This window comes from Pseudonocardia sp. Ae331_Ps2, assembly GCF_001932405.1.
Classification (GTDB): domain Bacteria; phylum Actinomycetota; class Actinomycetes; order Mycobacteriales; family Pseudonocardiaceae; genus Pseudonocardia.
Genome location: NZ_MCIM01000001.1, coordinates 4,110,724 through 4,122,627 on the forward strand (window position 1 = coordinate 4,110,724; position 11,904 = coordinate 4,122,627).

The following is an 11,904-nucleotide window of genomic DNA, read 5'->3' on the forward strand; positions in this document are numbered from 1 at the left end:
TGGCGGCGGACGAACTGCCGAGGAGTCACGGTGTCTCGGGGTCCTCCATCGCGGCGAGTGCCTGGGCCAGGGACTCCTCGACGCGGGCGGCTTCGACACCGGCCGCGGACAGGACGCCGTCGCCGTCCTCGGTCTCCAGCAGCGCGAGCAGGACGTGCTCGGTGCCGACGTAGTTGTGTCCCAGCCGCAGCGCGTGGCGGAACGTCAGCTCCAGGGTCTTCTTCGTGTCCGGGTCGAACGGGATGAGGGCGGGGAGGGTGTCCGCGGGGGCGGGCAGCGCTGCGGTGGCGGCCTCGCCCAGCGCCGCGGTGTCGGTGCCGAGCCCGGTCAGCAGCAGCACCGCGAGCCCACGGGTCTCGGAGAGCACGCCGAGGAGCAGGTGCTCCGGCGTGATCCGGTCGTTGCCGGCCGCACGGGCCGCCTCCTGGGCGGCGACGACGACGGCCCGCGCCCGCGGGGTGAAGCGCTCGAAGCCGCCCGCCATGTCGGTCCTGGGGTCGGCACGCGGCACGAACCGCTTCTGCGCGGCCTGCTTGGACACCCCCATGCTGCGGCCGATCTCGGTCCAGGAGGCGCCGGAACGGCGCGCCTGGTCCACGAAGTGGCCGATCAGGTGGTCGGCCACCTCACCGAGGTGGCCGCCGGCGAGTACTGCGTCGGACAGCTGCTCCAGGGGGTCCTGGTGGATGGCGGTGATGGCTCGGATGAGGTCGTCGAGACGGACGGTGGTGCCCGGAGGCGTCGGAGTTCCCATGCGTCAACTGTAAGTTGACGCAGGCGATCCGTCAACATTGAGTTGACGGTCATTCGTGCTCGGGCAGGAGCGGCACCTGCAGGCCCTCGTCGTGGCCGAGGCGGCTGGCGCGGCCGACCGAGGCCGATCCGAACCGGCTCCGGACGGCGTCGAGCGCGGTGTCCAGGGCGGGTCCGGCGTGCGCGTCGAGCGGCAGCTCCAGCTGCAGGGCGTCGTCGCGGTCGAGGTTGGTCAGCGACAGGCCGAGCAGGGTGATCCCGCGGCGGTGGATCTCGGGCAGCGCGTCGACGAGCAGTCGTCGTGCCGCGGACAGGATCGTCGGAGTGTGGGCAGTGGCGACCGGCAGGGTGTGCGAGCGCGTGATGCGGGCGTAGTCGCCGAACCGCACCCTCAGCACGACGGTGCGGCAGACCCGGCCGCCGGCGGGGGTGCCGATCGCGCCGGTGCCCGCCGGATCGTCCGGGTCGTCGCCCGGCCCGGCGGCGTCGAACGGGTCCGGGGTCCCGTCCTGCTCGTCGCGGTCGGAGCCGCGGGGGGCGCGAAGTCGCCGGGCCAGCCGGTCGACGGTCGAGGCCAGGATGCCGTCGAGCTCGGCGTCGGTGCGCGGGCGCCGGCCCAGGGCCCGCTGCGACCCGATCGACCGGCGGGTCCGGTGGGTGTCCACCGGCCGGGGGTCCTGCAGGTGGGCCAGGGCGTGCAGGTGGCGGCCCGCGGCGGGTCCCAGGTAGGAGACCAGCGCCGCCTCGCCCAGCGACGCGACGTCGGCGTCGGTCCGGACCCCGACCTCGTGGAGCCGGGCCGCGGTCACCGCGCCGACGCCCCACAGGCTGCGCACCGGCAGCGGGTGCAGGAACTCCCGTTCCCGGTCGGGGTCGACGACCAGCAACCCGTCGGGCTTCGACGCCCCGCTGGCCACCTTCGCGAGGAACTTCGTGCGGGCCACGCCGACGCTGATCGGCAGACCCGCCTCCCCGGCCACCCGCTCGCGCAGCCGCGTCGCGATCTCCCGGGGGGTCCCCGCGATCCTCAACAGCCCGCCGACCTCCAGGAACGCCTCGTCGATGGACAGCCCCTCGACCTCCGGGGTCGTGTCGCGGAACAGCGCGAACACCGCGCGGCTCGCCTCGGAGTAGGCCGCCATCCGCGGCGGCACGACGACCGCCTGCGGGCACAGTGCCCGCGCCTGGCGCCCGTTCATCGCGGTCCGCACGCCGTAGGCCTTCGCCTGGTAGCTGGCCGCCAGCACGACACCGCCGCCCACGATCACCGGTCGCCCGCGCAGCCGCGGGTCGTCGCGCTGCTCGACCGACGCGTAGAACGAGTCCAGGTCGGCATGCAGGATGGTGGCCAGGCCGCGCACGAACACATGTTCGCATGCGGCCGGGCCGACGGCGAGGGCTCGGTGTGGTGTCTCAGGCGCCCCCGGTCCGGCTGCGCCAGCGCTCGCGGGCCCGCCGGGCGGCCTTCGCCACCGCGGCGTCGGGGTGGTGCTCGCCCAGCGCGGCGAGCACGTCGCCGACCCGGGGATGGTCGAGCTGCCACAGCATGTCGAACACGTCGAGGGACTCGGGCGGGAACTCGGCGGCGAACGCGTCCGGCCAGTCCTCGGCGTCGACGGTGTCCAGCGCGACGGCCAGCACGTTGACCGAGGCGACCAGCAGGAGCTCCGGCTCGACGGCGTCGGGGTCCAGCTCCCCGCGCGCGACGAGCCGGCGGGCCACCATCCCGCGGTGCGGGCCGTCGAGGTGCTCGCGCAGCAGGGTGTCGACGGTGTCGGCGCCGAACCGGTCCGCGGCCACCCCGGTCGCGGTGAGCGCGACCAGCAGCGACTGTCCCGGCGCGAGCGCGGCGGCCACGAAGTCCGCGACCGCGCGGGCCGGGTCGGGCTGCGCGGCGTGCCAGGCGTCGATGTCGCGGCGCCACTCGTCCGGCGCGACCTCCCCGGCCAGCTCGACGATCTCCGCGGCCGAGGCGACCGCCGGGTCCGGGCGGGTCGGGTAGTGCAGGTCCTCGGCGGCGAGCAGCAGCAGCGCGCAGGCGACCCCACCGGGAGTCAGCTGCACGATCCCGCCGACCCGCACCTGGCCGACCAGGTCGTCGGGCTCGGTCCGCGAGCCGGTCCAGGCGACGACGCCGAGCCGCTCCAGCTGCTCCAGCAGCAGCTGCGCCCGGCCCTCGGCGACACCGGTGTCGCCGGGCTGCTCCTCGGTCCAGTCGAGCAGCACGTCCAGGGCGTGGCACAGGTCGTCGTGGTCGACGCCGTCCTCGACGTGGCGCAGCAGGAACAGCAGGGCCGGGGTCGCGTCCTCCGAGGGCGGGCCGTCCCCGGCGCCGAGCAGCGCCTCGATCGTCTCGTCGTCGATCCCGGCCCCCGGCACCGGGGCCTCGTCGTCGATCCCGGCCCCCGGCACCGGGGCCTCGTCGTCGAACCCGAGGACCACGTCCTCGAGCGGTGCGGGCAGCGACGGGTGGGCCGACGAGCCGGCCGGGCGGTCGGGGTCCGTCCCGTCGTCGACGACGGCACGCGGCCAGCCGGTCGAGAGCGCCCCCACGTCGCGGGCGGCCAGCACGAGGTCCTCGTGGGCCGTGGTGTCGTCGAGCCCGGCGAACCGTGGCACGGCCACCAGCCTGCCCTTCTCCCGGCGCACCGCGCCCGCGCGCACGCTGGTCTCCAGCACCCAGGTGAGCGTCCGCAGCCGGGTGGAGCGGTCGAGGCGGCCGTAGCGGTCCGGCTCGTCACCGGTGCCGAGCAGGTCCACCAGCTCCCGCGCGTCGGCCAGCCGCAGGTTGCCGGTCGCGGTCAGCGGCCTGCCGCGGTCGCCGCACCAGGCGGCCAGCGCGCGGGCGTCGTGCAGGATCCGGGCCTGCGCCGCGGACGCCGCCCGGTCGGCGGGCGAGGGGATCCGCACCGGGTCCGGGTCGTCGCCCAGCTCGGTCAGCAGCGGGGACCCGGCTCCGGCCTCCAGCTCCTCGTACTCCTGTACGTACTCCCCGCACAGCCGCCGCACCTGCGACGGCCGCGGCCCGCCCGGGGCGAGCAGCCCCCGTTCGTCGAGGTACTCGATGAACGCCGCGACGCTCGCGGGCACCAGACGCACCGGCAGCCGGTGCTCCAGCACGCCGTGCGGGCACCAGCCGTCGAGGAAGGTCTCGACGTGCTCCAGGGGCCAGTCCGCGAGGTCACCGTCCGCCGCCAGCCACTTGTACTGCAGCAACAGCTCCGCCGACATCGGCTCGGCGTCCACCTCGTTCTCGGTGAGCCACGCCGCGAACCCGTCGAGCAGTTCCTGGGCGGCCGCGTGGAACTCGTCGTCGGAGTCCGGGCCGAACCGCATGCGCATGGCCCGAGTGTGCACGCCCGGCGGGCCGGCCACACCCACGGCCACGGATCGGCGTGTCCGGAGCGGGCCACCGGCTCGGCAGGCAGGATGGCCGGGACATGACCACACTCCTCGCCCTGCTCGCGGCCGCGGCCGCCATGGCCGGCAACACCGTCGCCGCCCTCTGGGAGGCCCGCGGGAGCCGGCTGGCGAAGTACGGGCGGCCGGTGTGGCTGCAGCCGTGGTTCCTGGCCGGGCTGTTCGCCGACATCCTGGCCTGGGTGCTCACCGTGGTCGCACTGCGGTACCTGCCGGTCTTCGCGGTCCAGTCGATCCTCGCCGGCGCCATCGCGCTGACCACGCTGGCCGACCACGGCTGGAACCCGTGGAACCTGATCCGGCGCGACCGGTGGGCCGTCCTGGCGGTGCTCGCAGGCCTGGTCGTGGTGGCCGCGAGCGCCGAGCCGGACCGTCCGGACGCGTTGCCCCCCGTGGCCACCCCGGTCCTGCTGGTGTCGTTCGTGCTGATCCTCGCCGCCGCACCGTTGGTGTGGCGTGCCGGCCGGCCGATGCTGCTGGCGCTGCTGGCCGGGCTCGGGTTCGGCGGTACCGCGCTGGCCGTGCGGGCCATCCACCCCGGGCCCCTGCGCTGGGAGACCGCGGGCAGCCTGCTGCTCGACCCGCTGGTGTACGGCGTCGTCGCGATGGGTGTGCTCGGGGTGCTGGCCTTCGCCCGTGCCCTGCAGGACGGCGCCGTCGGCCCGGCGGCGGCGGTGCTGTCGGTGACCGAGGTCGTGGTGCCGGGCGTCGTCGGGCTCGCGCTGCTCGGCGACCGGATCCGGCCGGGCTGGGAGGGCGCGGCGCTGGCCGGGGTGCTGGTCGCGCTGGCCGGGGTGGTCGTGCTGACCCGTCCCGACCCGGAGTCGGTGCGCCGCCGGGTGCACTGAGCCGGGCCCCGAGCGGGAACAGCCACGGCCGGAGCCGGTGTTGCCCCCACATGACGAGCACCTGGACCTCCGCGACGACCGAGAGCACCGAGCGCGCCGCGTACGACACCTGGCGCGCCGACCGCGAGCGGACCCTGGCCGAGCCGCACGGCTGGCTGTCGCTGACCGCCCTGCACTGGCTCGACGACGGCGAGGGCGGGCTGCCGGGGCTGCCCGGCACCTGGCGGGTCGCCGGCCCGGACGCGGTCGCGGTCACCGCCGAGGCGGCCGACGGCGTCGTCCTGCCCGGCACCGACGCGCCGCTCGACGGCACGGCGCACCTGCACCCGGTGGACGGCGCACCCGGGGTGATGGTCACCGTGGGGGAGCGGGTCGTCGAGATCGCGCGGCGCACCGACTCCTACGCGCTGCGCGTGCGCGACCCGAGGGCGGTCACCCGGACCGCCTTCACCGGTGTCCCGGCCTGGGGTTACGACCCGGCCGCGGTCGTCGACGCGGTGTTCACCCCCTACGACGCGCCGCGCACCGTCACCGTGGACGCCGTCGTCGCCGGCCTGCAGCACTTCCCGACCGCGGTCGGCGAGGTCGCCTTCACCTGGGCGGGCCGCCCGCAGCGACTGGTGGCGCTGGCGGGCAAGGACGGGGGCCTGTCCCTGCACTTCCGCGACGCCACCTCCGGGGACACCACCTACGGCGGCGGGCGCATCCTGCGCGCCGACGACCCCGCCCCGGACGGGACCCTGCGCCTCGACCTGAACCGGGTGGTGAACCTGCCCTGCGCGTTCACCGCGTACGCCACCTGCCCGCTGCCGCCGGCCGGGAACACCCTGGACGTGCCGGTGGAGGCGGGTGAGCGGACCCCGTCGCGGCCCGACCAGGTCTGAGGCGAGGGGCGGCCCGGCACACGGGGAGCGTGTGCCGGGCCGGGGGCGGCGAGCCCCCATGCCGCGGCGGTTGCAACCTCCCCGCAACCGGTGTCGTGGGTCACGCGGGTGGTGTTCACTCCGGTCGTTGCCCCGACGACCGCGGCTGGACGGCGAGCGCCGCCACGGTCGTGGCGAACCGCTCGCTGGAGGTGCCCGTGACGACCACGCAGGAGAAGACGGCGGCACGCACGACCGCGGAGGGCTGGCTCACCGCCTTCGCCGACGCCCTGTCCGCCCGCGACATCGACCGCGCCGTCGGGCTGTTCGCCGACGAGAGCTACTGGCGCGACCTGGTCGCGTTCACCTGGAACCTGAAGACCGTCGAGCACCACGACGGCATCCGTGACCTGCTGACCCACACCCTGGACCCGACCGACCCGTCGCACTGGGCGCTCTCCGCCGAGCCGACCGAGGCCGGCGGCGTCACCGAGGGGTGGTTCACGTTCGAGACCGCCGTCGGGCGCGGCTCCGGGCACGTCCGCATCGTCGACGGGAAGGCGTGGACCCTGCTCACCACCCTCGACGAGCTGAAAGGCCACGAGGAGCCCCGCGGGGAGAACCGGCCGCTCGGCACCGAACACGGCGCCAACCCCGCCCGGGTCACCTGGAAGGAACGCCGCGACGCCGAGCTGGCCGAGCTGGGCCACACCCGCGACCCCGAGGTCGTGATCATCGGCGGCGGGCAGGGCGGCATCGCGCTGGGCGCCCGGCTGCGCCAGCTCGGTGTCGACACGATCATCGTCGAGCGCAACGAGCGGCCCGGCGACTCCTGGCGCAAGCGCTACAAGAGCCTCGCCCTGCACGACCCGGTCTGGTACGACCACCTGCCGTACCTGAAGTTCCCGGACAACTGGCCGGTGTTCGCGCCGAAGGACAAGATCGGCGACTGGCTGGAGTTCTACACGCGGATCATGGAGCTGAACTACTGGGGCTCCACCACCGCGAACAGCGCCGAGTTCGACGAGGCGTCCGGTCGCTGGCGCGTCGTCGTCGACAGGGCGGGCGAGCAGATCACCCTGCGCCCGCGCCAGCTCGTGATCGCGCTCGGCGTCTCCGGCAAGCCGAACATCCCCGACTTCCCCGGGCAGGAGCAGTTCCGCGGCGAGGTGCAGCACTCGTCCCAGCACCCCGGCCCGGACGCCTACCGGGGCAAGAAGGTCGTGGTCATCGGCTCGAACAACTCCGCCTTCGACATCTGCGGGTCGCTGTGGGAGGTCGGCGCCGACGTCACGATGGTGCAGCGCTCCTCGACCCACATCATCCGGTCCGAGTCGCTGCTGGAGTACTGCCTCAAGGGCCTCTACTCCGAGGAAGCGGTCGCGAACGGCGTCGACACCCACACCGCGGACATGATCTTCGCGTCGTTGCCGTACCGCATCATGAACCAGTTCGAGAAGCCGAACTACGACAAGGTCCGCGAGATCGACGCCGAGTTCTACGCCAAGCTGGAGAAGGCGGGCTTCGACCTCGACTTCGGCGACGACGACTCCGGTCTGTTCATGAAGTACCTGCGCCGTGGCTCGGGCTACTACATCGACGTGGGTGCCGCCGAGCTCGTCGCCGACGGCAAGGTGAAGCTGGTCCGCGGCCAGATGCAGGAGTTCACCGAGAAGGGCGTGAAGCTCGCCGACGGCACCGAGCTCGACGCCGACCTCGTCGTGTTTGCGACCGGCTACCGGTCGATGAACGGCCTCGCCGCCGACATCGTCGGCCAGGACGTCGCGGACACGGTGGGCAAGGTGTGGGGCCTGGGCTCGGACACGACCAAGGACCCCGGTCCCTGGGAGGGCGAGCAGCGCAACATGTGGAAGCCCACCCAGCAGCAGAACCTGTGGTTCCACGGCGGGAACCTGCACCAGAGCCGGTTCTACTCGCTGTACCTGGCGCTGCAGCTCACGGCGCGGGCGGCGGGCATCGACACCCCCGTCTACGGGCTGCAGGAGCGGCACCACCTCTCCTGACCGCCGAGCAGGAGAGCCACCGGGGTGGCCGCGCGCCGGGACCGCGTGCGGCCACCCCGTACTAGCGTTGCGCCGGTGACCACCTCCGACGGCGCGGTGCCGTCCACCCGGGCGCTCTGGGCCGAGCTCGAGCCGGTCCACGACGTCGTCTACTTCGCCCCCGAGGCGCAGGCCGCCGCCGGGGCCGCCGGGTTCCGCGGGTTCTGGCGTGGCTACTTCGCGATGCGTGCCGCGCCACTGGGGCCGGTGGGCGCGGCACCCGTGACGGCCGCGTTCCACGGATTCCACCGGTCGATGGTCGCCCGCGCACTGCCCGCGGTCTGGTCGCTCGGCACCCCGGCCGCGGCGCTCGCGGCCCGCCTCGCCGGTGCCGCCGCCGCACTGCGCCGGTCCGGTCTCGACGGTGCCGGCCCGGCCGCCGACCCGGCCGCGCTGCGCCGGGCCGCGGAGCTGGCCTGGGCGGCCGCCGGGGAGGTCGACGTCGACGGCCGCGTCCTCGCCGCCGCGAACGCCGCACTGCCCCGGCCCGACGGCGACCTCGAGACCCTCTGGCAGGCGACGACGACGCTGCGCGAGCACCGCGGGGACGGCCACGTCGCCGTCCTGGTCGCGCGGGGCATCGGCCCGGTCGCCGCGCACCACCTCAAGATCGCCGCCGGGGAGACCGACGGCGAGTGGCTGCGCACCGCCCGCGGGTTCGACCCCGAGACCTGGGCGGCCGGTGCGCAGGACCTGCGTGCCCGCGGCTGGGTCGACGCCACCGGTGCGCTCACCGCCGCGGGCGCGCACGAGCACGACGAGATCGAACGGCTCACCGACCGGGCCGCCGCCCGCCCGTGGGCCGCCCTCGGCGCGGACCGGACCGCCGAGCTCGCCGCGCTGCTGGCGCCGATGGCGTCGGCGGTGCTCGCGGCCGGGGACGTGCCCGCGCACGGCCCGGTCGGGCTCGTCCGGGACGCCCGATGAGGACCGCCACGACGGTGGAGGCCTCCGGCGGCGACTGGCGCGAGACCGTCGAGTTCGTCGTCGAGGCCGAACGGCTCGGTCTCGACGACTGCTGGGTCGCCGAGGCGTGGGGGTCGGACGCGCCGTCGGCGCTGGGCTACCTGGCCGCCCGCACCGAGCGGATCCGGCTCGGCTCCGGGGTGATCCAGGTCGGCACCCGCTCGCCGGTCGCGGTCGCCCAGGCGGCGCTGACCCTGCACGACATGTCGCAGGGCCGGTTCCTGCTCGGCCTCGGAGCGTCCGGCCCGCAGGTGATCGAGGGCCTGCACGGGGTGCCGTTCGCGCGCCCGCTCACCCGGCTGCGCGAGACGATCGAGGTGGTCCGGGCCGCCTGCGCGGGGGAGCGCATCGACTACGACGGCGAGACCGTCGCGATCCCGCTGCCCGGCGGCGAGGGCCGCCCGATGCGGCTGTCGACGACGCCCGTGCCGGACCTGCCGGTGTTCGTCGCGGCGCTGTCCCCGCGGATGTTGGAGCTCACCGGGCGGGTCGCCGACGGCTGGCTGGGCACGAGCTTCGTCCCGGAGGGCGCCGAGGCCTACCTCGCCCACCTCGACACCGGTCTGCGCGCGGCCGGGCGGGCCCGGTCCGCGATCGAGGTCTGCCAGGGCGCCGAGGTCGCCTTCGCCGCCGACGAGGCCGAGCAGGCGGCGATGGTCGACGCCCGCCGTCCCGGCATCGCGTTCAGCCTCGGCGGGATGGGCACCGCCGAGCGGAACTTCTACTACGACGCCTACCGGCGCCAGGGCTGGGGCGAGCGCGCCGACGCCGTCCGCGCCGCCTGGCAGCGCGGGGACCGGGCCGGCGCCGCGGCCCTGGTGACCGACGAGATGGTGCTGGGGACGACGCTGGTCGGTACCCACGAGCGGACCGGCGCGCGGCTGCGGGACTGGGCCGCCGCCGGCGTCGACACCGTCCGGCTCTACCCCGCCGGCGAGACGCTCGACGAACGACTCACCACCCTGGCGCGGGCCGTCGAGCTGGCCCGGGCCGCGGGGTGAGCACACGGCGGCGGCGCGCCGCTGCTCGGACTACCCACGCGGCGCGCTCGTAGGCTCGACTCTCCCCAGGTCAGGCATGCCTCACCGGTTGTCGGACGGATCACGAACGGGTGTGGGCGCCCCACGGTCGGGGCACTCCCGGTACGTCCCGAACCGACATCGGAAGGAGCGGTGAGCACCATGGCCACCCCGATCACCAGCCCGCTCGACGGCGGCGCCACCGACATCACCGGCCGCGTGCTGCAGGAGACCCTCGTCGACCTCGTCGACCTGTCCCTGGTCGCCAAGCAGGCGCACTGGAACCTCGTCGGCAAGCAGTTCCGTGACATCCACCTGCACCTCGACGAGCTCGTCGACCTCGCGCGCGAGCACGGCGACTCGGTCGCCGAGCGTGCCGCCGCCATCGGCGTCGCCCCCGACGGTCGCGCGAGGACGGTCGGCCGCGACACCGGGCTGCCGGAGTACCCGGCGGGCTACGTGTCCGACCAGGACACGGTGCTGACCATCTCGGCGACCGTCGACGCCGTCGTCGACCGGCTGCGTCCGCGGATCGAGCAGGCCGGCAAGGCCGACCCGCTCACGGAGGACCTGCTCATCGAGCTGGGCCGCGCGCTGGAGGAGGCCCGCTGGATGTGGCAGGCCCAGGCGGCCGGCTACCGCGGCGAGGTCTGAGCAGCACCCACCACACCGGCCCCGGACGTCCCCACCACGGCGTCCGGGGCCGTCGTGCGTCCGCAGGCGTGAGGCCCGCTGCGTGAGGCCGGGACCGTGAGATCTGCTGCGTGAGGTCTGCGGTGGGTCACCGCACCGCCGTCGCGGCCGCGGTGACCGTCGCCCGCCAGATCGCCATCGCCGCCCACAGCACGAACACCCCGACCGGCAGCGGCAGCGCATCGGGCAGGTCCGCGCCGTAACGCGGCCGCAGCGCGCCGGCCCGCCACACCCGGCCCGCCTCGTTGACCGCGTCGGCCGTGGTGAGCAGCGCGAACCGGTGCCCGACCCCCGAGCCGCTGAGCCGGTAGGCCAGGTCGCCGACCTCGACCGACCACCGAGGGCGCGACAGCGGCCCGTCCGGATGGTCGACCGAGCGCTGGATGCGGGCGCGGACGTCGCCCTCCAGCGCGAACCGGGCGATCCCCTCCGAGCGCAGCGCGTAGGGGTGCCCGTCGATGACGAGGTCCCGGTGGGCCTGCCAGGCACGTGCGCTCCACCCGGTCACGGCCCGGCCGTCGGCGGTGACCTCGTAGCGCACGCGGAGCAGCCCGGCCGGAACGGAGGTGGCACGCAGCTGCACCCGCCCAGCGTGCCACCTCCGGTGGCCGCCGCGGGAGGATCATCCGGTGAACCGTGCGATCGTCCTCGCGTTGCTGGCCGCCTGCGCCGGGGTGGTGGACGTCTGGGCGGTGGTCGCCCTGGGTGGCGCCTTCGCCGGCGTCGTCACCGGCAACCTCGTGACGGCGGGGCATGCCGTCGCCGTCGCCGACCCGGTCGAGCTGCTCCCACCGGCGGTCGCGGTGGCGGGCTTCGTCGCCGGGGTCGGTCTGTGGTCGCTGCACCGGCGGTGGCAGCGGGATGCGGTGTCCGCGCCGCTGCTGGCCGAGCTGGTCGTGCTGATCGCACTCGCCGTCGCGTGGCTGCTCGCGCCCGCCGCGACGCTGCCGCTGCTGGCCGGGGCCGCGGTCGCGATGGGTGGACAGAGCAGCGTCGCCCGGCTGCTCGGGGAGTCCACGACCTACATGACCGGCACCCTGACCGGTGCGGTCGCCGACCTGGTCACCGGCGACGGGCGGCGGTGGTCGGCGCTGCGCCAGCTCGGCGCGCTGGTGCTCGGGGCCGTCGCGGGCGGGCTCCTGCTGGAGCACCTGCGGCCCGCCGTGCCCGCGGTGGCGGTGCTGCTCGCCGGGGCGGCCGTCGTCGTCCACGCCGTCGGTGCCCGGCGGGTGCAGGATGGTCGAGTGGGGTCCGCCGCCCCGTAGGACCCCGCCACTCG

The 11,904-nt window shown here is 75.3% G+C and carries 11 protein-coding genes; 7 read left to right on the forward strand and 4 right to left on the reverse strand.

Annotation, left to right across the window (positions count from 1 at the left end; genetic code table 11):
• Positions 1–25: 25 nt before the first annotated feature.
• The 3 genes from Ae331Ps2_RS19695 to Ae331Ps2_RS31330 are packed head-to-tail and all read right to left on the reverse strand — an operon-like array spanning position 26 to position 4,095.
• Complete coding sequence (locus tag Ae331Ps2_RS19695) at positions 26–754, reverse strand: Clp protease N-terminal domain-containing protein (RefSeq protein ID WP_075307209.1); 729 nt, start codon at positions 752–754, stop codon at positions 26–28.
• 49 nt (positions 755–803) lie between these two features.
• Complete coding sequence (dinB, locus tag Ae331Ps2_RS19700; RefSeq protein WP_075329770.1) at positions 804–2,120, reverse strand: DNA polymerase IV; 1,317 nt, start codon at positions 2,118–2,120, stop codon at positions 804–806.
• Between the two features lie 46 nt (positions 2,121–2,166).
• Positions 2,167–4,095 (reverse strand): hypothetical protein, encoded by a 1,929-nt coding sequence (locus tag Ae331Ps2_RS31330; protein WP_139318764.1) that lies wholly within the window; start codon positions 4,093–4,095, stop codon positions 2,167–2,169.
• A gap of 98 nt (positions 4,096–4,193) precedes the next feature.
• Here Ae331Ps2_RS31330 and Ae331Ps2_RS19710 point away from each other — a divergent pair, with 98 nt between their 5' ends.
• From Ae331Ps2_RS19710 to Ae331Ps2_RS19735, 6 genes are all read left to right on the forward strand, one after another.
• Positions 4,194–5,021 carry a hypothetical protein gene (locus Ae331Ps2_RS19710; protein ID WP_075307205.1) on the forward strand — a complete coding sequence of 276 codons (828 nt, stop codon included), beginning with the start codon at positions 4,194–4,196 and terminating at the stop codon, positions 5,019–5,021.
• A 50-nt stretch (positions 5,022–5,071) separates the two neighbouring features.
• Positions 5,072–5,905, forward strand: coding sequence for a DUF1684 domain-containing protein (locus tag Ae331Ps2_RS19715; RefSeq protein ID WP_075307203.1), 834 nt, complete (start codon positions 5,072–5,074; stop codon positions 5,903–5,905).
• Between the two features lie 197 nt (positions 5,906–6,102).
• The gene (locus tag Ae331Ps2_RS19720; protein WP_139318763.1) at positions 6,103–7,908 is read left to right on the forward strand and encodes an NAD(P)/FAD-dependent oxidoreductase; all 1,806 of its coding nucleotides are present in this window, start codon (positions 6,103–6,105) and stop codon (positions 7,906–7,908) included.
• A 75-nt stretch (positions 7,909–7,983) separates the two neighbouring features.
• Entirely contained in the window at positions 7,984–8,874 is an 891-nt protein-coding gene (locus tag Ae331Ps2_RS19725; RefSeq protein WP_233147594.1) for a hypothetical protein, read from the forward strand.
• A complete protein-coding gene (locus tag Ae331Ps2_RS19730; RefSeq protein ID WP_075307199.1) occupies positions 8,871–9,914 on the forward strand; it encodes an LLM class flavin-dependent oxidoreductase in 1,044 nt (347 codons plus the stop codon). The genes Ae331Ps2_RS19725 and Ae331Ps2_RS19730 overlap by 4 nt, the downstream gene beginning before the upstream one ends.
• A gap of 180 nt (positions 9,915–10,094) precedes the next feature.
• Complete coding sequence (locus tag Ae331Ps2_RS19735) at positions 10,095–10,586, forward strand: DNA starvation/stationary phase protection protein (protein WP_060714524.1); 492 nt, start codon at positions 10,095–10,097, stop codon at positions 10,584–10,586.
• Positions 10,587–10,713: 127 nt separating this feature from the next.
• Here Ae331Ps2_RS19735 and Ae331Ps2_RS19740 read toward each other — a convergent pair whose 3' ends face one another.
• Complete coding sequence (locus tag Ae331Ps2_RS19740) at positions 10,714–11,208, reverse strand: hypothetical protein (RefSeq protein ID WP_075307197.1); 495 nt, start codon at positions 11,206–11,208, stop codon at positions 10,714–10,716.
• A 46-nt stretch (positions 11,209–11,254) separates the two neighbouring features.
• Between Ae331Ps2_RS19740 and Ae331Ps2_RS19745 the strand changes: the two genes are divergently transcribed.
• Positions 11,255–11,890, forward strand: coding sequence for a YoaK family protein (locus Ae331Ps2_RS19745; protein WP_075307195.1), 636 nt, complete (start codon positions 11,255–11,257; stop codon positions 11,888–11,890).
• The last annotated feature ends 14 nt before the right edge of the window (positions 11,891–11,904 follow it).

What these genes read in the sequence shown, in the direction of transcription:
- Ae331Ps2_RS19695 (WP_075307209.1), bottom strand. Translation starts at nt 754, where the DNA reads ATGGGAACTCCGACGCCTCCGGGCACCACCGTCCGTCTCGACGACCTC.
- Ae331Ps2_RS31330 (WP_139318764.1), bottom strand. Translation starts at nt 4,095, where the DNA reads ATGCGCATGCGGTTCGGCCCGGACTCCGACGACGAGTTCCACGCGGCC.
- Ae331Ps2_RS19710 (WP_075307205.1), top strand. Translation starts at nt 4,194, where the DNA reads ATGACCACACTCCTCGCCCTGCTCGCGGCCGCGGCCGCCATGGCCGGC.
- Ae331Ps2_RS19715 (WP_075307203.1), top strand. Translation starts at nt 5,072, where the DNA reads ATGACGAGCACCTGGACCTCCGCGACGACCGAGAGCACCGAGCGCGCC.
- Ae331Ps2_RS19730 (WP_075307199.1), top strand. Translation starts at nt 8,871, where the DNA reads ATGAGGACCGCCACGACGGTGGAGGCCTCCGGCGGCGACTGGCGCGAG.
- Ae331Ps2_RS19735 (WP_060714524.1), top strand. Translation starts at nt 10,095, where the DNA reads ATGGCCACCCCGATCACCAGCCCGCTCGACGGCGGCGCCACCGACATC.